Source organism: Amycolatopsis sp. NPDC051716 (assembly GCF_040681595.1).
Taxonomy (GTDB): Bacteria; Actinomycetota; Actinomycetes; order Mycobacteriales; family Pseudonocardiaceae; genus Amycolatopsis.
Genome location: NZ_JBFAZA010000006.1, coordinates 50136 through 69142, shown reverse-complemented (window position 1 = coordinate 69142; position 19007 = coordinate 50136). Strand labels below are relative to the sequence as shown.

Annotated in this window: 17 protein-coding genes; 10 read left to right on the top strand and 7 right to left on the bottom strand. The window is 73.0% G+C overall.

The features are described 5' to 3' along the window. Window positions 1-97: 97 nt before the first annotated feature. On the top strand, window positions 98-1075 hold the full coding sequence (locus tag AB0M30_RS09835; RefSeq protein WP_364582046.1) for a neutral zinc metallopeptidase: 978 nt from the start codon (window positions 98-100) through the stop codon (window positions 1073-1075). On the opposite strand, the gene AB0M30_RS09830 is transcribed toward AB0M30_RS09835, so the two are convergent. After that, a complete protein-coding gene (locus tag AB0M30_RS09830; RefSeq protein ID WP_364582043.1) occupies window positions 1068-1640 on the bottom strand; it encodes a TIGR03086 family metal-binding protein in 573 nt (190 codons plus the stop codon). The genes AB0M30_RS09835 and AB0M30_RS09830 overlap by 8 nt on opposite strands. Before the next feature lie 82 nt (window positions 1641-1722). Here AB0M30_RS09830 and AB0M30_RS09825 point away from each other — a divergent pair, with 82 nt between their 5' ends. The 3 genes from AB0M30_RS09825 to AB0M30_RS09815 all read left to right on the top strand — a co-directional run bounded on the left by AB0M30_RS09825 (window position 1723) and on the right by AB0M30_RS09815 (window position 4112). Continuing rightward, the gene (locus AB0M30_RS09825) at window positions 1723-3135 is read left to right on the top strand and encodes a PLP-dependent aminotransferase family protein (protein WP_364582040.1); all 1413 of its coding nucleotides are present in this window, start codon (window positions 1723-1725) and stop codon (window positions 3133-3135) included. Then, a complete protein-coding gene (locus AB0M30_RS09820; protein WP_364582038.1) occupies window positions 3132-3578 on the top strand; it encodes a hypothetical protein in 447 nt (148 codons plus the stop codon). The genes AB0M30_RS09825 and AB0M30_RS09820 overlap by 4 nt, the downstream gene beginning before the upstream one ends. A 102-nt stretch (window positions 3579-3680) precedes the next feature. Then, a complete protein-coding gene (locus AB0M30_RS09815) occupies window positions 3681-4112 on the top strand; it encodes a CBS domain-containing protein (RefSeq protein WP_364582036.1) in 432 nt (143 codons plus the stop codon). 359 nt (window positions 4113-4471) lie between these two features. On the opposite strand, the gene AB0M30_RS09810 is transcribed toward AB0M30_RS09815, so the two are convergent. Then, window positions 4472-6019, bottom strand: coding sequence for a DUF4139 domain-containing protein (locus tag AB0M30_RS09810; RefSeq protein WP_364582034.1), 1548 nt, complete (start codon window positions 6017-6019; stop codon window positions 4472-4474). Between the two features lie 84 nt (window positions 6020-6103). On the opposite strand from AB0M30_RS09810, the gene AB0M30_RS09805 reads away from it, so the two are divergent. From AB0M30_RS09805 to AB0M30_RS09795, 3 genes are all read left to right on the top strand, one after another. Then, window positions 6104-7903, top strand: a complete 1800-nt coding sequence (locus tag AB0M30_RS09805; protein ID WP_364582032.1) for a Xaa-Pro dipeptidyl-peptidase — start codon at window positions 6104-6106, stop codon at window positions 7901-7903. Further along, on the top strand, window positions 7903-8568 hold the full coding sequence (locus tag AB0M30_RS09800) for a YdcF family protein (protein ID WP_364582030.1): 666 nt from the start codon (window positions 7903-7905) through the stop codon (window positions 8566-8568). The genes AB0M30_RS09805 and AB0M30_RS09800 overlap by 1 nt, the downstream gene beginning before the upstream one ends. Before the next feature lie 63 nt (window positions 8569-8631). Continuing rightward, window positions 8632-10029, top strand: a complete 1398-nt coding sequence (locus AB0M30_RS09795; RefSeq protein ID WP_364582028.1) for an FAD-binding oxidoreductase — start codon at window positions 8632-8634, stop codon at window positions 10027-10029. Between the two features lie 4 nt (window positions 10030-10033). Here the strand turns inward: AB0M30_RS09795 and AB0M30_RS09790 are convergent, their stop codons facing one another. Together AB0M30_RS09790 and AB0M30_RS09785 are read right to left on the bottom strand one after the other, a co-directional pair. Beyond that, window positions 10034-10675: a response regulator transcription factor gene (locus AB0M30_RS09790; RefSeq protein WP_364582625.1), complete on the bottom strand. Its 642-nt coding sequence runs from the start codon at window positions 10673-10675 to the stop codon at window positions 10034-10036. After that, the gene (locus AB0M30_RS09785) at window positions 10672-11784 is read right to left on the bottom strand and encodes a sensor histidine kinase (RefSeq protein WP_364582026.1); all 1113 of its coding nucleotides are present in this window, start codon (window positions 11782-11784) and stop codon (window positions 10672-10674) included. Before AB0M30_RS09785 ends, AB0M30_RS09790 begins: the two co-directional genes overlap by 4 nt. A gap of 95 nt (window positions 11785-11879) precedes the next feature. Here AB0M30_RS09785 and AB0M30_RS09780 point away from each other — a divergent pair, with 95 nt between their 5' ends. Together AB0M30_RS09780 and AB0M30_RS09775 are read left to right on the top strand one after the other, a co-directional pair. After that, complete coding sequence (locus AB0M30_RS09780) at window positions 11880-12734, top strand: M23 family metallopeptidase (RefSeq protein WP_364582024.1); 855 nt, start codon at window positions 11880-11882, stop codon at window positions 12732-12734. A 158-nt stretch (window positions 12735-12892) separates the two neighbouring features. After that, on the top strand, window positions 12893-13945 hold the full coding sequence (locus AB0M30_RS09775) for a DUF4192 domain-containing protein (RefSeq protein WP_364582021.1): 1053 nt from the start codon (window positions 12893-12895) through the stop codon (window positions 13943-13945). Between the two features lie 661 nt (window positions 13946-14606). On the opposite strand, the gene galE is transcribed toward AB0M30_RS09775, so the two are convergent. The 3 genes from galE to AB0M30_RS09760 form a co-directional block, all read right to left on the bottom strand. Continuing rightward, complete coding sequence (gene galE / locus AB0M30_RS09770; protein WP_364582018.1) at window positions 14607-15587, bottom strand: UDP-glucose 4-epimerase GalE; 981 nt, start codon at window positions 15585-15587, stop codon at window positions 14607-14609. Between the two features lie 99 nt (window positions 15588-15686). Further along, entirely contained in the window at window positions 15687-16871 is a 1185-nt protein-coding gene (galK, locus tag AB0M30_RS09765) for a galactokinase (protein ID WP_364582015.1), read from the bottom strand. Next, window positions 16868-17584, bottom strand: coding sequence for a metal-dependent transcriptional regulator (locus AB0M30_RS09760; RefSeq protein ID WP_013224289.1), 717 nt, complete (start codon window positions 17582-17584; stop codon window positions 16868-16870). Before AB0M30_RS09760 ends, galK begins: the two co-directional genes overlap by 4 nt. 214 nt (window positions 17585-17798) lie before the next feature. Between AB0M30_RS09760 and AB0M30_RS09755 the strand changes: the two genes are divergently transcribed. Further along, a complete protein-coding gene (locus AB0M30_RS09755) occupies window positions 17799-18644 on the top strand; it encodes a sulfurtransferase (protein ID WP_364582013.1) in 846 nt (281 codons plus the stop codon). Window positions 18645-19007 lie beyond the last annotated feature (363 nt).

Genomic DNA, 19007 nt, shown 5'->3' with positions numbered 1-19007 from the left:
TGGTCTGGGGCCCGGCGGCCACCCGGTGGCGTGTTCGTTTCGTGATCCCTGCCTCCCGGGGTGTCCGTATGCTGGTGCCACACAGCAGGGGGAGACCGTGAACGACGCCGAACCGCCGTGGCCGGGGACGGCCCGGCCGCCGGAACCCGCGTGGACGCCGGAGCCGAACCCGTGGGCGCCCGGCTGGCCCACGGCCCCGCCCGTCCCGATCGCCCCGCCCCGCAACCGGCTCTGGGGTGCCGTCTCGGGCGTCCTGATCGTGGTCGTGGCCATCTCGCTGATCGCCGCCACCATCCCGCACCGGGTGGACGGCCGCGCGCTCGCCGCGCAAGGCGCCGATCCCGGCCGGGCGTACGGCGGCACCGGGAAGCCCCCGAAGGCCGTGCCGGAGCTGGCGCGCAACCCCCTGCTCGGCGACGGCATCAGTCCCGGGCCCGCCACCTGCTCCCTGCCCGAGCTCGGCCGGGCGGCCGAACAGCTCAAGGCCTACTACGGCGCGCTCGTCGGCTGCCTGGAGCAGTCGTGGCGCCCGGCGCTGGAGAAGGCGAACGAGCCGACGCTCACCGCCACCGTGTCGGTGACGCTGCCGGAGCACAGCTCGTGCGGCGAGGCGCCGACGGAGAACGAAGCCGTCGCCTACTACTGCGGCGGCGACACGACGATCTACGCCCCGACGGACTGGATGCTGTCGGACGCCGGGCTCAACAAGGCCCGGCACATCGCGACGCTCGCCCACGAATACGGCCACCACGTGCAGCGCGAGAGCGGCATCCTCTCCGCGGCGGCGGACAAGATGACCTCGCCGGACGAGGACAGCGCGGCCGACAAGGAGGTCGTGCGCCGGATCGAGCTGCAGGCGAACTGCTTCGGCGCGCTGTTCCTGACGGCCGTCGCCGGCACGGGCTCGATCAGCCGATCGCTGGCGAACGCCGCGGTCGCCGACTACGGCCGGGCCAACAACAGCGACACCCACGGCTCGCGCGAGCACCAGCTGTCCTGGGCGAAGGCGGGCTACGACGGCAAGGCCACGAAGGCGTGCGACACGTGGAGCGCCCCGGCCGGCGAGGTCAGCTGAGGGTCCAGGCGGGATCGCGGCCGAGGAGGGCCAGGAACCGGTCGAGCGGGCTCGCGTCCGCGGGAACCCCGACGCTGTGGGCGAAGGAGCCGTTCTTCTCGCGGCCTTCGTCCGGGATCCGCTCGGCCAGCTTCAAGGCGATGGACACGGCTTCGGCGTCCGGCTCGTAGGGCAGACCCAGGGTGCGGGCCAGGTCCCAGCCGTGCGCGAGCGTGTCGACCAGGTGCATGTGCGCCGCGATCGAGCCGGGGAACGTGCCGAAGTGGTTGATGGTGAGCGGCCGCTCCAGCACGGCGTCGCCGGCGAAGGCGTCGAGGAAGTCCTCGACGGACGCCTGGTACGCGGCGTAGGCGTCGTCGCCGAGGACACCGGCGTCCCAGTCCGGCGCCGAGCCTTCGCGGGCCGCCGTCGCGAAGGCGTGGTTCTCGCTGACCTGGTGGCGGAGCAGATCGGCGAGCGTCCAGCCGGCGCACGGGGTGGGGCGGGCGAGGTCGGCGGGGGTCACGCCGGCGACCATCTTGTCGAGGAGGAGCAGGGTGCGGCGGTCGAGTTCGCGGAGATCCATGCCGGTCACGGTAAGCCTGGCAGCGGACCACGAAAAGTGCCAAAGCCGTCCCAACCTTCGTGGGCCAATCTAGACTGACCCGGTGGAGATCCACATCGACCTGACCGGGACGCGCGGCCACCGCGACGCGATCTACCGGCAGCTCCGCGCGGCGATCCTGGCGGGCCGGATCCGGCCCGGCGAGGCGCTCCCGCCGACGCGTGAGCTCGCGCAGCGGCTGGCGGTCTCCCGGACGACGGTCAGCGCGGCCTACGACCGGCTCACCGCCGAGGGCTTCCTCGCCGCTCGCGTCGGCGCGGGCACGTTCGTCACGGCTGCGCCGGTTTCCGCCGAGCCCGTGCCGGCCGGTCCGGGTGTGCGGCCGCTCCCGGAGTGGGACGCCGTCCCGCCGCCGCCCGCGCCGTTCGCCCCGGCGCCGGAGTTCGACTTCCGGCCGGGCGTACCCGACCTCTCGCTGTTCCCGTTCGACACCTGGCGGCGGCTGATCACGCAGCGGCTGCGCGCCGGCCAGGCCGACCTGATGACCTACGGCGACCCGCAGGGCCACCCCGCCCTGCGCGCCGAAATCGCCCGGCACGCCGGCGTTTCCCGGGACGTCCGCGCCGGTGCGGCGCAGGTCGTCGTCACCGCGGGCGCCCAGCAGACGACCGACCTCGTCGCGCGGGTGCTGCTGCGGACCGGCGACCTGGCGGCCGTCGAGGACCCGGGGTACCCGCCGCCGCGGCTGGTGCTCGGCGCGCGCGGGGTGCGGGTCGCGCCGGTGCCGGTGGACGCGTCCGGGATCGTCGTCGACGCCATCCCGGCGGGGACGCGGCTGGTTTACGTGACGCCGTCGCACCAGTACCCGCTCGGCCTGTCGATGTCGCTGGACCGCCGCCTGGAGCTGCTGGACTGGGCCGAGCGGAACGACGCGGTGCTCGTCGAGGACGACTACGACACCGAGTTCCGCTACACCGGACGCCCGCTGGAACCGTTGCACAGTCTCGATTCCCGCGGCCGCGTCGTGTACGTCGGCTCGTTCTCGAAGGTGCTCTCGCCGGCCCTGCGGCTGGGCTTCCTCATCGCGCCGCCGACGCTGGTGCCCGCGTTGGTCAAGGCCCGCTACCTCACCGACTGGCACGCGCCGAACGTCGAGCAGGCGGCGCTGGCGGCGTTCATGGCCGAAGGCGGGTTCGCCCGGCACGTCCGGCGGATGCGGAAGGTCTACCGCGGCCGGCACGAGCTGCTCTCCGCGGTGCTCGCCCGGGACTTCGCGGACTTCCTCACGCCGTTGCCGTCGACGGCGGGCCTGCACCTCAGCGCGCTCGCGCCGGCGGACTGCGGCGGGCTGGTCCGCGCCGCTCGCCGTCGTGGCGTGCGGCTGTACTCGCTGGGGGATTTCGGCGTGGGGGAGCGGCGGCACGGCCTGGTGTTCGGTTACGGTGCGGTCGCGGCCGAGCGGATCGAGCCCGGACTGGCCCGGCTGCGGGCGCTGGCGGACGAAGGAGTGGCATGACCGACGACGTGATGGTGGCGATCGACGCCGGTCTGCGGCAGCACATCGGCGGCGACCGCGCCGGCGCGTACGCGGCCTTCGCGAAGCTGTGGGATTCGATCGGCGACGACGGCGACCCGCTGCACCGCGTCGCGCTGGCGCACCACATGGCCGACGTCTGCGACGACCCGGCCGAGGAACTCGCGTGGGACCTGCGAGCCCTGGCGGCGGCGGATTCGCTGACCGACTCGCGGGCCCGCGAGTACCACTCGTCGCTGGCGGCGCGCGGGTTCTACCCGTCCCTGCACCTCAACCTGGGCGAGGACTACCGCAAGCTGGGCGACCTCCCCGCGGCGCGCGAGCAGCTGGCACTGGCCCGCGAGCGCCTGGACGCCCTCGGCGACGACGACTACGCGGCCGGGATCCGGCTGGCCCTGGACGGGCTGGCCGAGCGGCTCGGCTGAATCGGTCCAAATACCACGAAGACGCCCCGTTTGCCGGACTTTCGCGGGGCGCCGGTGGGCCCTAACCTGTGGTGATCCAGCTCACCGACGGGAAGGATCGCCATGCGGATTGCGGATCTGCTGCGCACGAAGGGGTCGGCGGTCGCAACGGTCACCCCGGAGACCACGGTGACCACACTGCTGGCCGGACTGGCCGACCACAACGTCGGCGCGATGGTGGTCGTCGCCCCGGACGGCTCGATCGCGGGAATCGTCTCGGAACGCGACGTCGTCCGGCGCTTGAACGACCACGGCCCGGGCCTGCTCGACGGCCCGGTGTCGGAGATCATGACGAAACTGGTGGCGAGCTGCACCCCGGACGACTCGGTGGACCAGCTGTCGGTCCTGATGACGGAACGCCGCATCCGCCACGTCCCGGTGCTGGCCGAGGGGCGGCTGGCCGGGATCGTGTCCATCGGGGACGTCGTGAAGAACCGGATGGAACAGCTGGAGCAGAGCCAGGAACAGCTGCAGGCCTACATCGCGCAGGGTTAGCGGGAGGGCCGGCTCGCCTGTCTCCGGGCGAGCCGGCCCCTCGGACAAGCTCAAGTTCCTCGACGTGCCGGATGTCCCCGATAAGGTCGGATGCTCGGACCCGGCGAGAGGGGAATGGGGGCATGGCGGAGCTGCGCGAGCGCCGGAGAACCGGCCGCTTCCGCCATTGCGGTCATGGAAGCCGACCCGTACTCGCGCCTGGAGCGCGCCGTCCGCACGATGCCGGCGGCTTGCTCCGCTCGATCCGCACCGCTCAAGACGCGGACGTGGCAGCTGAGTTGGCCGTCGCGGCTGTCGCCACGGCGTTCCAAGCCGCGGTGCGGTACGTCAAGAACCACCGGGACCGACCTCGCCGGCGCTCACTCCCGCCAGCCCGACAGCTCCACGCCCTTCGCGACATCCACCCGGTAAGAGAGCTTCACTTCGCCCGTCTCACCCGGCGCCAGCGTCAGCTTCCACGTGAACTCACCCAGCGCGGACGTCTCCACCGGATCCGGCGACGTCTTCACCTCCTTCACCGTGATCGTGTCGTCCCGCGAAACCGGCGCCTGATCCAGTACCGTCACCACGGCTTCCCGTGGCCCATGGTTGACCACCGAAACGCGGTACTCCGCTTCCCGCCGCTTCTGCCCCGACAAAGTCGCCTTCGAAGCCGTCCGCCGCACCAGTTCCCGCTCCACCCGGATCCGGTCGTCGACGCCCAGTGCCAGCTCCAGTTCCTCGCCGGGCGCCCACGGCTCCAGCACCGTCGTCCCGACGAACTCCGCGTCGTGGAACACCGATGCCCGGCCCGGCCGCAGGGCGTGCTCCGACGTGTTCTCCACCGTGGCGCGCAAGTACGCCTCCTCCGCCAGTACCGGCGCCGTCACGTAGCCCAGGTCGGCCGTGAGCGAAAGCTGCGCCAACGTCGTCCGGTGTCCCTGCGCTCCGGACGGCACCGCCACCGGCCGCGGAGGCCGGTAGGTGACCGCCGTCGTGCCCTGCTCGACCGACGCCAGGTTCGGCACCATCGCCGGAGCCGCCGCCGCGAACCGGGCCATCCGCGCACCCTCGGGGGCGGCCCCCGCGGCCGCGGCCACGAACCCGCCCGGCGCGGGGTGGACGCGGTCCAGGTACCACGGCGAAAGTTCCGGCACCACCACCGACACCGCGGGCCGGGCCGTCGACAGCGCCAGTTCGCATTCCGGCCAGTCCTCGCCCGTGTACTGGCTGACGAGCCCGAACGACACCACCGTGACGTCGGTGCCGCGCACCCGGATGTCGTAGCCCGGCTCCCAGCTCGCCCCGGGGACCACATAGGACAGTTCGAGCTCGGCATTCCCGCCCGGGTCCGAGATCTCCAGCTCCACGACCACCGACGTGCTGTCCCGCCCGGTCTGCGCACCCTGCGCTTCGATCCGCCGGTCCAGCGCGGCGAGGTCCTCCCTCAGCCGCTCGATCCGCTCGCTCAGCACCCGGCGTGCCTTCAACGCCGACGCCAGCCGCGAACTCAGCGCGTCCGTCACCTCCGCGACGCGCGAGGGTTCGGCGGTCCCGTTGGCCAGTGCCTTCGCGAAGCTGCCGCCACTGCGCTTCGCGAGCGAAGTCAGCAGATCCACCTTCATCGTTTCGGCCGCTTCGTCGTCCAGGACGCCGTCGAGCGTGGCCTGGTCGGCCCGCCGCTGCTCCACGAGCGCCTGCAACGCCGGGTCGGCCGGGTCGGCGTGCCACTCGGTGCGCACATCGACGCCGGTGATCAGCGCGGGCCCGGTGCCGGTGACGCGCACCGAAGCCGGGTCGAGCGCCGGGGGCAGCCCCGCGAACGTCAGGCGCGGGCCGCCGTCGAGCGGAGCCTTGCCCCGGCGGGTGATCCGCGCACGCTGCGGGTAAACGGTCACGGCGGTGATCGGCGCTTCCACGGTCGGCATGCCTCCGACGTTAGTCTCTTGACACCCCCGCGGGCGGCCGGAAGTGTCTTCAGTCGTCCGCTTCGCCCGGCTTGGGGGTCCTGAGTGAAAGCCGCCGTCCTGCTCGCCGCCGTGCTCGCCCTGCCGCTGACCGCGGTCGCCGCGGAAGCCGCCGCCCCGCCGTCGCCGGTGTTCACCGGCGGTCAGGCGCAACCGGTGTTCGACCCGGCCGACGTCGTCCGCGAAGACGTCTGGGTCACCGCGCCCGTCGACAGCGACCACGACGGCACCGACGACCTCGTGCACGCCCAGGTCGTGCGCCCGCGCGCGACCCAGCAGGGCCTGAAGGTGCCCGTCGTCTACCAGGCCAGCCCGTACTACGCCGGCGGCAACGACGTCGCCAACCACGACGTCGACGTCGAGCTGTCCGCGCCCGGGTACGCCCGCGGCCCGGAAGGCCCGCGCGTCGCCGCGCACGGCGTCGGGCCGGCCGCGCCGATCACCTGGCGCTACCAGGACTACTTCACCGCGCGCGGGTTCGCCGTCGTCTACGGCGAGTCGCTCGGCACCGGCCTCTCGACCGGCTGCCCGACCACGGGTGACGTCAACGAGACGATCGGCGCCCGTTCGGTCGTCGACTGGCTCAACGGCCGCACGAGCGCCCGCGACTCGGCCGGCGCCGCGGCGAAGGCGGACTGGAGCACCGGCAAGACCGGCATGATGGGCGTGTCCTACAACGGAACCCTGCCCAACGCCGTCGCCAGCACCGGCGTCGAAGGCCTCGAGACGATCGTGCCGATCGCGGCCATCTCCAGCTGGTACGAGTACTACCGCCACGACGGCGCGGTCGTCGCGGCCGGCGGGTTCCAGGGCGAGGACGCCGACGTGCTCGCCGAGTACGTGTACACCCGCGCCGACCGGCAGGTCTGCCGCCCGGTGATCGACGGGCTGACCCGCGACCAGGACCGGGTCACCGGCGACTACACGCCGTTCTGGGAAGTTCGCAACTACCGCAACGACGTCGGCAAGGTGCGCGCGTCGGTGCTCGCGGTGCACGGCCTCAACGACTGGAACGTCAAGTCCGAGCAGGTCGCGACCTGGTACGAGGCGTTGAAGGCCCGCGGCGTCGAGCACAAGATCTGGCTGCACCAGTCCGGGCACGCGGACCCGTACTCGCTGCGCCGCGACGTCTGGCTCGCCACGCTGAACAAGTGGATGTCGCACTACCTCTACGGTATCGACAACGGCATCCAGAACGAGCCGAAGGCGACGATCCAGCGCGAAGACCTGTCGTGGACCGACGAGGCCGACTGGCCGGCGCCGGGCACCGCCGACGTCCGCGTGTACCCGTGGCCGGGCGGCCGCTCGAAGGGCGCGATCGACACGCGCAACCCGGTGCCGGGCACGGCGGCCACCGAAACCCTCGCCGACGACTCGTCGAAGACGATCGAGCAGCTGGCCGGTCTGGCGTCGTCCGGCAACCGCCTGCTGTACGCGACTCCGGCGGCGAAGCAGTCCGTACGTCTCTCCGGCACCGCTCGCGCCGACCTGGCGCTGGCGTTCGACCGGCCCGCCGCGAACGTCTCGGCCATCCTGCTCGACCGCGCGCCCGACGGCACGTCCCACGTGATCAGCCGGGGCTGGACCGACCCGCAGAACCGCACGTCGCCCGCCCGCACCGAGCCGATCACGTCCGGGCAGACCTACCGGATCGGCGTCGACCTGATGCCGAAGGACTACGTCCTCGCGGCGGGCCACCGGCTGGAGTTCCTGCTCGCCTCCAGCGACCACGACTACACGCTGCGGCCGAAGCCGGGCGCCGGACTCGCGCTCGACCTCACGAAGTCGTCGGTCACGCTCCCGGTCACGGGCGGCAAGCCGGCGCTGCGGGCCGCGTTCGGCTGATGCTGCCGAAGCACCTCCGAGCCGATGTCCGCACGCTGTGGGACTACCACGACCTGCGGCACGAGCCGCGGCGGTCGGACGTCGGGATCGGGCTCGGCAGCCGCGATCCCGGCGTGGCCGTCCACGCCGCGGAACTGTTCCACGCCGGGTGCTTCCCGCTGATCGTCTTCACCGGCGCCAACGCCCCGACGACGCTGGAGCGCTTCCCGCGCGGCGAGGCGGTCCACTACCGCGAGATCGCCCTGGGCCTCGGGGTGCCGGACGAAGCGATCCTGGTCGAACCCGAGGCCCGGCACACGGGGGAGAACATCGTGTTCACCCGGCGGCTGCTCGCCGAGCGGGGGATCGCGGTCCGGACCGTGACGCTCGTTTCGCGGCCCTACCAGCAGCGCCGGGCGTACGCGACGGCCAAGCGGCTGTGGCCGGAAGCCGACCTCGTCTGCGCCGCGAAGGGCGGCTCGCTGGAGGACTACGTCGCCGGCAGCGAGGAGGCCGACCGGGTGATCGGCATGCTCGTCGGCGAGACCCAGCGGATCACCGAATACGCCGAGCGGGGCTTCGCGATCCCGCAGCGCGTCCCGCCCGGCGTCGAGCGGGCGTTCGGCAGGCTGGTCGAGGCCGGGTTCACGCAGCGGCTGGTCACTGTCCGCGTCGACGATCACTGAATGTAACGATCGTCGCAGGTCAGGCGACTTACCGGCGTTCCGTCCGTTGCGAGAGGACCCGCCATGACCTCGACCGCCGAACCCGCCTTGGAGAGCCTGCGCACCCACCTGTCCGGAGCCGTGCTGACCGACGGCGACCCCGGCTACGACGTCGCGCGGTCGGTCTGGAACGGGGAGATCGATCGCCGCCCCGCGGTGGTGGTGCGGCCCGCCGGGCCCGCGGACGTGGCGACAGCGCTCGCGTACGCGCGTGAAGCCGGTCTCGACGTCTCGGTGCGCGGCGGCGGGCACAACTACGGCGGCGCCGCGGTCGTCGACGGCGGTCTCTGCCTCGACCTGAGCTCCCTCGGCGCGATCGACGTCGACCCGGCCGCCCGGACCGTCCGCTGCGGCGGCGGGACGACCTGGGCGCAGCTCGACGCGGCCACGCAGGAGCACGCGCTCGCGGTCCCCGGCGGCACCATCAGCCACACCGGCGTCGGCGGGCTGACCCTCGGCGGCGGCTTCGGCTGGCTCACCGGCAAGTACGGGATGTCGTGCGACAACCTGGTCTCGGTCGAGCTCGTCACCGCCGACGGCGAGATCCTGCGCGTGTCCGCCGGGCAGCACTCCGACCTGTTCTGGGCGCTGCGCGGGGGCGGCGGCAACTTTGGCGTCGTCACCGAGTTCGAGTTCCGGCTGCACCCGGTCGGCCCGGTCGTCCACCTGGGACTGTTCTTCTACGGTCTCGACGACGGCGTGGCCGCGTTGCGCCACGCCCGTGAGCTGCTCCGGACCCTGCCGGGCGAACTGGGGGTGCTCGTGGCCGGGCTCAACGCGCCGCCCGCGCCCTTCGTCCCGGAGATGTTCCAGTTCCGGCCGGGGTACGCCGTGCTGATCGCCGGTTTCGACGGGGAGGAGCAGCACGCCGAGGCGGCCCGGGCGGCGCGGTCCGGGCCGGCGCCGCTGTTCGAGTTCGTCTCGCCGATCCCGTACGTCGAGCTGCAGCGGATGCTCGACGGCGCCGCGCCGTGGGGCATCCTCGCCTACGAGAAGGCCGCCTACGCCGACGGCTTCACCGACGAGGTCATCGAGGTGATCGCGGACTTCCTGCCGCGCAAGACGTCCCCGCTGTCGATCATGCCGATCTTCTCGATGCGGGGCGCCTTCACGGAGGTGGCCGACGACGCGACGGCGTTCGGCGGCCCGCGGCGTGAAAGCATCCTGATCAACATCGACTCCCTCGCGACCGAGCCGGAGCCGTACGCCGTGGACCGCACGTGGGTGCGCGATTTCTGGGAAGCGCTGGTGCCGGTTTCGTCCAACTCGGCGGGCTACGTGAACTTCATGGCCGAGTACGAAGCCGACCGCGTCCGGACGTCGTACGGGCCCGAAAAGTACGAGCGGCTGGCCCGGATCAAGGCGGCGTACGACCCGCACAACGTGTTCCACCACAACGCGAACATCCCGCCCGCACCATGAGGGATCAGCCGGCGATGCCCGCCCGGTAGGCGAACGCGACCGCCTGCGCGCGGTCGCGCAGCCCGGCCTTGGCGAACAGGTGGTTCACGTGGGTCTTCACGGTCGCCTCGCTGACCACCAGGGTGCGGGCGATTTCGGTGTTCGACAGGCCCGCCGCGATCAGCCGCAGCACCTCGATCTCGCGCGCGGTCAGGCCTTCGACCTCCTTGACGCGCGGCGGGGCGCTGCGGGCGGCGGCTTCGACGAGCCGCCGCTGCAGCTCGCCGTCCACTGTGGACTGACCGGCGGCGGCCGAGCGCAGCGCCCGCGCGATGGACTCGGCGTCGGCGTCCTTCGTGAGGAACCCGCGAGCCCCGGCGCGCAGCGCGGCCAGCAGCGACTCGTCGTCGGCGTAGGTGGTCAGCACGACGACCTCGGTACCGGGGTGTTCGGCGCGGATCCGCTCGGTGGTCTCCACGCCGTCGCAGCGCGGCATCCGCAGGTCCACCAGCACGACGTCGGGGTGGTGCTCGGCGACGAGGTCGAGCGCGGCCAGGCCGTCGGCGGCGGCGCCGACCACCTCGACCCCGGGCAGCAGCCCGAGCAGCGTGACCAGGCCTTCCCGGACCACCGCCTGGTCGTCGGCCAGCACGACGCGCAGCGTCACGCCGGCACCGTCAGGTGAATCCGCCATCCGTCCTCCCCCGGTCCGCTCTCCAGCCGCCCGTCGAGCAGCGCGACCCGTTCGCCCATCCCGCGCAAACCGTAGCCTGCGGCCGGCGCGGCCGGCGGCCGCCTGCCCTGCCGGTCGGCCACGGTCAGCTCCACCGACCTCTTGACGTAGTGCAGCGTGACGTCCACTTCGGCCTGTGCCGTGTGCTTGCGGGTGTTGGCCAGCGCCTCCTGCACCGCGCGGACCAGCGTGGTGCCGACTGACGGGTCCAGTTCCCGCGGCTCCCCTTTGATCTCGAGGTCCGCGCGGGCACCGCTGTCGAGCCGGTACGCGGCGAGGAGGTCCGCGATCGCGCGTTCGACACCGACGGCGTCTTCGCGCAGCGCGGCCACGGCCTTCCGCGCTTCGGCGAGGCCTTCCGACGCCAGCGTCTGCGCCCGTTCGATCTGGGCGACGGCGTCCGGGCTCGCCCCGTCGCGCACCAGCATCAGCCGCGCGCCCTGCAGGTTCAGCGCCAGCCCGGCCAGCGAATGCGCCAGGACGTCGTGCAGCTCGCGGGCGATGCGGGTGCGTTCGGCGAGCGCGGCCGCGCGGGCGTGCTCCTCGTTGGCGGTCTGCGCGCGGGCCAGCGCCAGTTCGGTCTGCTCGATGCGGGCGAGGCGGGCCCGCCGGTTGAGTCCCATCAGCACGATCACGGCGAGGACCGCGTACGTCGACAGAGCGCCTTTCCACACGTCGTAGCGGACCGCCCCGGCCGTGATCGCCGCGATGTCGAGCGCGACCGCCAGCACGATCGGCAGCGTCGATTGCCGCAACACCACGAAGAACGTGGTGCTGAACATCGCCACCGACGCCCAGCTGCTCGGCAGGAGCACCCAGAGAGCGCCCGTGCTCGCGATCACCGCGAGGGGCAGCGCCGTCGTCAGCGGCCGGACGCGGGCCTCGTGGATCCACAGCAACGGGATCGACAGCGCGAGGGTCAACCCGATCAGCAGCCAGGTGCGCAGGTCCGCGCGAGGCATGGCGGCGACCATGGGCACCGCGACGAGCGCCCAGCGCAACCAGCCTTGGGCCCGGGGGAACGTGGCTGGTCGGGTCGTCATTTCGGCAGTCCTCCGCGGGTGCTTGTACGGAAAATGTACCGACTGGGACTTCTCTTCGTCGGGTCAAGTTGTCCCGTTTGTCAGGAGGTTCCCCCATGTCCAGGTTGCGACGGCTCGCCCTGCTCGCCGCCGCCGCGGCGCTGCCCGCGCTCGGCCTCACCCTCGCCGGCCAGGCGCCCGCCTCGGCCGCGCCGAACTTCCAGGTGCCGTTCAAGTGCGGCGTCACGGTGGACGCGGCCACGTTCAGCGGCCACAGCCCGGAGTACTCGGTCGACTTCCAGAAGTCCGGCATCACCGGGATGCCCGTGCTGGCTTCGGCTTCCGGCACCGTGACGCGGGTGGAGAACGAGGGCAGCGCCAGCTACGGCCGGTGGATCGAGCTGGACCACGGCGGCGGCTGGCGCAGCCGGTACGCGCACCTGTCGACCCAGTCCGTTTCGGTCGGGCAGTCGGTCACCGGTGGCAAGCAGCTCGGCACCGCGGGCTCGACCGGCAACGTCACCGGCCCGCACCTGCACTTCGAAGAGCGGCTCAACGGCATCGTGCAGAAGGCGAAGCTGAACGGCACCGCCGTGCCGTACTACGCGCACACCAACTTCACGAGCAAGAACGACTGCGGCGGCAACCCGTACTCCGCCGAAGAGGTGTGCGGCGACGGCTTCTCGGTCGTGGACCAGCAGGCGCTGGCCAGCTCCTCGGGCACGGCTTACCTGCTGTACAACGCGTCCACCAAGGCGAACTGCGTGACCACGCTGAAGGCCACGTCGCTCGGCACGGCCAGCGCGGTCGCGGCGTTCCTCGAGGTCCAGGGCGGCACCCGGACGACCGATTCCGGCAGCTTCACCTACTACGCCGGGCCGGTCAAGAAGACCGCCGACTCGACCTGCGTGAAGTGGGGCGGCTCGGTGGGCGGCAACACCTACGAGAGCGGGTTCGAGCACTGCGGCTGAACCTGTCCGGCCGGTGGGGCCGGGCAGCATAGCCCGCCCCACCGACAGGAACGCCCCGCCCGGCCACGGCCGGGCGGGTTCCGTCCACATCGGCCCCCGCCATCCACAGATTTCCCGCCACCGCCCCATCCGGCCCCGGCCTGCCGCACAGTGGAGGCATGACCACCACCACCCCGGCCGACCTCCGGAACCCCGCACAGCTGCTGACCGCGCTCCCGTACCTGATGGGCTTCAAGCCCGCGAAGTCCATCATCTTGCTCGGCCACCTGTTCCCGGGCGACTGCCCAGGCCTGATCCTGCGCGGTGACCTGCCTCGCCGCGAACACCGCGTCCGCCAGGCGCGGGCGCTGGCGGAGCGGTTCGCCGCGGGCTGCCACCTCGGTCTGACCCTGGTGATCGTCGGCAGCCGGCGAAGACCGGGAAAGCCGCCACCGCACAAGGGTTTCATCGACGAGCTGGTGCGGGCACTGGAGGACATCGGCCTTCCGGTGCTGCACGCCTTGTGGACGCCCGCGATCAGGACGGGCGCACCCTGGGCGTGTTACCGCAGCGAGGAATGCGCCGGCGCCTTGCCGGACCCCCGCTCGACGGTCGTGGCGGCGGCCGCGACCGAGTGCGGGACGGTGGCGTTCGACAGCCGCGAGGAACTCGAGGCCCTGCTGGCCCCTCGGTCACCGGAGGCACTGGCCCGCCGCGCGGAGCACTTGTCCCGCTCGCCATCCCCGCCCTGGCCCGCCGCAACCCGCGTCAACGACGCGGCATCGGTGCTCCGCGCGGCATTCGACCGCCGGCGCCGAGGCGACGGGCCACCGACGGACGAGGAAGCCGTGCTGCTGGCGAACGCGTTGAAGCTGCCGGAAATCCGGGACCTGTGCCTGGCGATGGCGGTGCCCCCGGCCACCACGGGAGCGCGCGAAGCCGAGCACCTCTGGCTGACGCTGGTCCGGGAGATCCCACCGCCGCACAGAGCCGAACCGGCGGCCCTGCTGGGCTTCACGGCGTACCTGCGCGGCGACGGGGCATTCGCGGGCATGGCCCTGGACAACGCCCTGGAGGCGGCCCCGGACCACGCGCTGGCCTCGTTGCTGAGAAGGGTCCTGGACACCGGAACGCCCCCGGAGGTGATCCACGGCCTGGCAGCGGCGGCGGCAGGACCCCTCGCAGGCTTCGGCCTGGAACCCGCGGACTTCGACGTAGGCCAAGCGGCATGAGGTGCGAAGCCCGTCGGCTGGCGCACCGACGTCGAGGCCGTGCAGGGCTCGGGCCGTCGGCGGTCAGTGCAGGGTCAGCCTCGCCGTGACTGGGTGAATTCCAGGTGCCCACGCGGTTCCGGCCAGTTCGGTCCGTTTCCGCCTGGAGCCGATGATCTCGGGGTGCGGGTGCGGGTGCGGGTGCGGGGTGCGGGGTGCGGGGTGCGGGGTGCCGGGATCGTGGGCCGGTCGCCCGAGATCGACGGTTCTGATGCCGGGACCCACCGTGCCGACCTGTCCCAGTTCTCGTCGGGAGCCGGCCATCTGGCGCGCGAAAGGCGCAGGCGCAAGCCCGGCTTGTCGGCGTCATCGGTCCGGCCGGGGTCGGCCTCGCCGTAGCTGGTGGATTCCCGGGTTTCGCGGGCGATTCGGGCCAGGCCGATCCGCTCCGGCCCGTGCGCAGTCCCTCGCGGGCGGGGGTGGATTCCCGGGCATTCTGGGCCGGTCCCTCCGGCTTCGGCCTGGTGCCGAGGCTCTCGAAGCGCGGCGCCAATCCAGACCGCCGCACTCGAGACCACTGCCCACCACGCCCACCGGCCCAACCCCACCGAGACCCGACGATCCGACGACGCGGCAGGCCAGGCACAGAGCCCCGGCCCGCCGCCCGTCGGTCAGCGCAGAATCAGCCTCGCCGTGCCTGGGTGAATTCCCAGGCGTCCCGCACAATTCCGCCCAAGTCGGTCCGCTCCGGCTTCCAGCCCAGCTCCTCGCGGGCCCGGTCGCTGGCCGCCACGAGCACCGACGGGTCGCCCGCGCGGCGCGGGGCCACCGCCGCCGGCACCGGGTGGCCGGTGACCTCGCGGCAGGCCTCGATCACCTCGAGAACGGAGAAGCCGGTGCCGTTGCCCAGGTTGTAGATGCGGTGCTCGCCCGCGGTGGCGTGCTTCAGCGCCAGCAGGTGCGCGTCCGCGAGGTCCACGACGTGGATGTAGTCGCGCACCGCCGTGTGGTCCGGCGTCGGGTAGTCGTCGCCGAAGATCTGGATGCGCTCGCGGTTGCCCGTGGCGACCTGGAGGACGAGAGGAATGAGATGGGTTTCCGTGGTGTGGCGCTCACCGAAGGCGCCGTACGCGCCCGCGACGTTGAAGTAGCGCAGGCTCACCGCCGCCAGGCCGTGCGCGCCGGCGAAGCTGGTGATCGCGGCGTCGATGGCGAGCTTCGTGGCGCCGTAGGTGTTGGTCGGCCGGGTCGGCGCCGTCTCCGGGATCGGCGACTGCTCCGGTTCGCCGTAGGTCGCCGCCGTCGAAGAGAACACCAGCCGGGGCGTGCCGTGCTCCTGCATGGCCTCGAGCAGCCGCAGCGACGTGACGACGTTGCCTTCCCAGTACTTCGCCGGCTCCGTCATCGACTCGCCGACCAGCGACTTGGCCGCGAAGTGCAGCACACCGTCGAAGCCTTCGCGCAGCAGGCTGCCCGCCACTTCGGCGGCGTCGCCTTCGATGAACCGCGCGTCCGGGTGGACGGCGTCGGCGTGCCCGGTCGACAGGTCGTCGACGACGGTGACCTGGTGCCCGGCTTCGACCAGCCGGGCGGCGCAGACACTTCCGACGTACCCGGCTCCGCCCGTCACGACCAGCTTCAGGGCGTTGCTCTGCTCCGACACGTTCAGGCCTTCCTGCCGAGGGTGACTGTGCTCCACAGTCTTCCCTCTAGCCGACGCGCGGGTCCGCGCGGGGGTTGCCCCGGGCGGACCCGCGCGGCGTCAGAGCTCGTCGCGGCCGGCGCCGCGGGAGGGCACCGCCGTGAACATCCGCGGCCGCCGGTAGCCGGCCTTCTCGTACGCCGCCTCGACGGCGTCCTTGACGCGCTCCAGGTCCGCGTCGCGGACCAGCGCGATCGCCGAGCCGCCGAAGCCGCCGCCAGTCATCCGGGAGCCGAGCGCACCGGCCGCTCGGGCCGAGTCGACCGCGAGGTCCAGCTCGGCCGTGGAGATCCGGTAGTCGTCGCGCATGCTGACGTGCGAGGCGTCCAGGTACGGCCCGATGTCGGCCAGCCGCCCGGCGCGCAGCAGCTCGACCGTGTCGAGCACCCGCTGGTTCTCGGTGACGACGTGCCGCACCAGCGGCACCAGGTCCTCCGGCAGCCGGTCGAGAGCGTCCGAGAGGCCTTCGTTGGTGATGTCGCGCAGCGCCTTCACCCCGAGCAGCTCCGCCGCCCGTTCGGTGCCGCGGCGGCGCTCGCCGTACCCGCCCTCGGCGTGCGAGTGCTTCGTGCGGGTGTCCATGATCAGCACCTGCAGCCCGGCCTCGGCCAGGCCGAAGGGGACCTGCTCCTGCTCGCCCGACCGGACGTCGAGGAACAGCACGTGGGACTCGGTGCAGCAGAGGGAGGCCGTCTGGTCGAGCAGGCCGGTGGGGGCGCCGACGAAGTCGTTCTCCGATCGCTGCACCCACCGCGCGACCTGGGGCCGCGTCGGGACGTCGGCGCGGCTGCCGTCCAGCTCCAGGCCGGCCAGCCCCAGCAGCGCCAGCGACACCGCGCACTCGAGCGCGTGGGAGGAGGAGAGCCCCGCCCCCGACGGCACGTCCCCGGCGATGACCAGGTCGGCCCCGTTCGCGAAGCCCTGGTCGCGCAGCACCCAGGCGACACCCGCCGGGTACGCGGCCCACCCGTCGACGGTGCCCGGCGCCAGGTCGGCGATCTTGAGCTCGCCGGAGCGCTGGAGCTGGCCGTCGTCGCCCAGGGTGGCCACGGACAGCACGCCGTCTTCGCGGGGCGACGCCGCCGCGGCCAGCCGGTGGGGCAGGGCGAACGGCAGCACGAAGCCGTCGTTGTAGTCGGTGTGCTCGCCGATCAGGTTGACGCGGCCGGGTGCCGACCAGACGCCGGCCGGCGCCGTGCCGTGGATCGTGCGGAACGCCGCCACGGCGTCCGTAGCGGGGCTCATCGGGCCTGCGCCAGGACGGCGTGGAGCGCGGAGCTGGCGACCTGGGCGGTGGTGTCCCCGCCGGTGACCTCGATGGTGCCGCCGGTGGCTTTGCCGACGGTGACCGTGCCACCCGGCACGATGCCGACGGACTTGAGCTCGGTCATCAGCGACTCGTCCAGCTGGACGTGCTCGGCGATGCGCCGGATCTCGACGCGGCCGCCACCGGTGCGGGCGAACTCGTCGAGCCGGACGAGGTCGGCCTCCGCGGGCGGCGCCGGGTCGCCGTCGCCCAGCTTGTCCAGGCCGGGGATGGGGTTGCCGTAGGGGGAGGTGGTCGGGTGGTCGAGCAGCTTGACCAGCTTGCGCTCGACGGCCTCGCTCATCACGTGCTCCCACCGGCAGGCCTCGTTGTGCACGTGCTCCCACTCGAGCCCGATCACGTCGACGAGGAGGCGTTCGGCGAGGCGGTGCTTGCGCATCACGGCGATGGCCAGTTCCCGGCCGTGGTCGGTGAGCTGGAGGTGCCGGTCGTCGGCGACCACGACCAGCCCGTCGCGCTCCATCCGGGCGACGGTCTGGCTCACGGTCGGGCCGCTCTGCTGCAGGCGCTCGGCGATGCGGGCACGCAGCGGAACGACACCTTCTTCTTCGAGCTCGTAGATGGTACGCAAGTACATCTCGGTGGTGTCGATGAGATCGTTCACGCTGTCCCCTTCGTCCGCGTTGCTCATCGTAGTCGTTGACCCCGGCAGCGGCGGCGGGCCTCGGGGGTACAGCGCCGATGGTTACCGATCCGGCCACAGCCACGGCCGAAGACTTCGTGGCAACGGTTGCGTGCCGAGCGGGGGACGGCCTGCTTTTGGCCGGATCGGTAACAACTCGCCGGTGGGGGATATGTCCGCACCCCGGCACGGCCGGGCGGGCGGCCGCTGGAAGATGGGAGGCATGCGTCCGCTGATCAGCACCACCGACCTCGCCACCGCACTGGCCGGCCCGGCCGGGGACCGCCCTGTGGTCCTCGACGTCCGCTGGCGGCTCGCCGGTCCGCCCGGCGCCGAGTCCTACCGGGAGGGTCACCTGCCCGGCGCGGTGTTCACCGACCTCGACAGCGTGCTCGCCGGCGAGCCGGGCGAGGGCGGCCGGCACCCCCTGCCCGACCCGGCCGACCTGCAGCGCGACCTGCGCGCGGCGGGCATCCGCACGGGCACCCCGGTGGTGGCCTACGACGATGCGGACGGCTCGGTGGCGGCGAGGGCCTGGTGGCTCCTGCGCTGGGCGGGCCACAACGAGGCCGCGGTCCTCGACGGCGGTTACGCGGCGTGGGCGGCCGAGGGGCACCCGATCAGCACGGAGGAGCCGCGGCCGGAGCCGGGCGACATCACGGTCAGCCCGGGAGGCATGCCGGTCCTGGACGCGGACGAAGCGGCCGCCCTGGCCCGCGACGGCCTGCTCCTCGACGCCCGCGCGACCCCGCGGTACGCGGGCGAGACGGAGCCGGTGGACCCCCGGGCCGGCCACATCCCGGGAGCGGTGAACGCCCCGTTCTCGGCCCACACCGCCTCGGACGGCCGCTGGCGCCCACCGGCCGAGCTGGCGGAGCGCTTCGCGGTCCTGGGCCTGCGCCCGGGCGAACCGGTCGGCGCCTACTGCGGCTCAGGGGTGACGGCGAGCTCGGTGGTCCTGGCCCTGGAGCTGGCCGGCCACCCGGGCGCGGGCCTGTATGCGGGCTCGTGGTCCCACTGGTCCCGCGACCCGAACCGCCCGGCGGCGACGGGCACCCTGCCCGGCTGAGCCACAGCGGGCTTGGCCCGGAGAGGGTGACGACCCAGGCCGAGCCGCCCTCGCCGACCCGGCCGAGCCATCAAGAGCCCGGCCGGCTCGGCGACGCTCGCCGAGCTGAAGCACGCCCGCGCGGCTGGGCCGGACCCGCACCTTGCGCGGCCATCCGCGCCCGGCGACGCTCAGCTCAGCTATTCGTGTCTGGCCGAGTCCGGCGACGCTCGCGGAGCTATGCGTGCCCGGCCGAGCTCAGCGATGCTGGCCGGGCCATCGGCGCGCGGCCGAGTCCGGCGACGCTCGCGGAGCCATGCGTGCCCGGCCGAGCTCAGCGATGCTGGCCGGGCCATCGGCGCGCGGCCGAGTCCGGCGACGCTC

Coding starts and splice junctions, on each gene's coding strand:
- AB0M30_RS09830 (WP_364582043.1), bottom strand. CDS start 1,640: ATGGATCTCCGCGAACTCGACCGCCGCACCCTGCTCCTCCTCGACAAG.
- AB0M30_RS09820 (WP_364582038.1), top strand. CDS start 3,132: ATGACCGACGACGTGATGGTGGCGATCGACGCCGGTCTGCGGCAGCAC.
- AB0M30_RS09815 (WP_364582036.1), top strand. CDS start 3,681: ATGCGGATTGCGGATCTGCTGCGCACGAAGGGGTCGGCGGTCGCAACG.
- AB0M30_RS09810 (WP_364582034.1), bottom strand. CDS start 6,019: ATGCCGACCGTGGAAGCGCCGATCACCGCCGTGACCGTTTACCCGCAG.
- AB0M30_RS09800 (WP_364582030.1), top strand. CDS start 7,903: ATGCTGCCGAAGCACCTCCGAGCCGATGTCCGCACGCTGTGGGACTAC.
- AB0M30_RS09795 (WP_364582028.1), top strand. CDS start 8,632: ATGACCTCGACCGCCGAACCCGCCTTGGAGAGCCTGCGCACCCACCTG.
- AB0M30_RS09785 (WP_364582026.1), bottom strand. CDS start 11,784: ATGACGACCCGACCAGCCACGTTCCCCCGGGCCCAAGGCTGGTTGCGC.
- AB0M30_RS09780 (WP_364582024.1), top strand. CDS start 11,880: ATGTCCAGGTTGCGACGGCTCGCCCTGCTCGCCGCCGCCGCGGCGCTG.
- AB0M30_RS09775 (WP_364582021.1), top strand. CDS start 12,893: ATGACCACCACCACCCCGGCCGACCTCCGGAACCCCGCACAGCTGCTG.
- galK (WP_364582015.1), bottom strand. CDS start 16,871: ATGAGCCCCGCTACGGACGCCGTGGCGGCGTTCCGCACGATCCACGGC.
- AB0M30_RS09760 (WP_013224289.1), bottom strand. CDS start 17,584: ATGAGCAACGCGGACGAAGGGGACAGCGTGAACGATCTCATCGACACC.
- AB0M30_RS09755 (WP_364582013.1), top strand. CDS start 17,799: ATGCGTCCGCTGATCAGCACCACCGACCTCGCCACCGCACTGGCCGGC.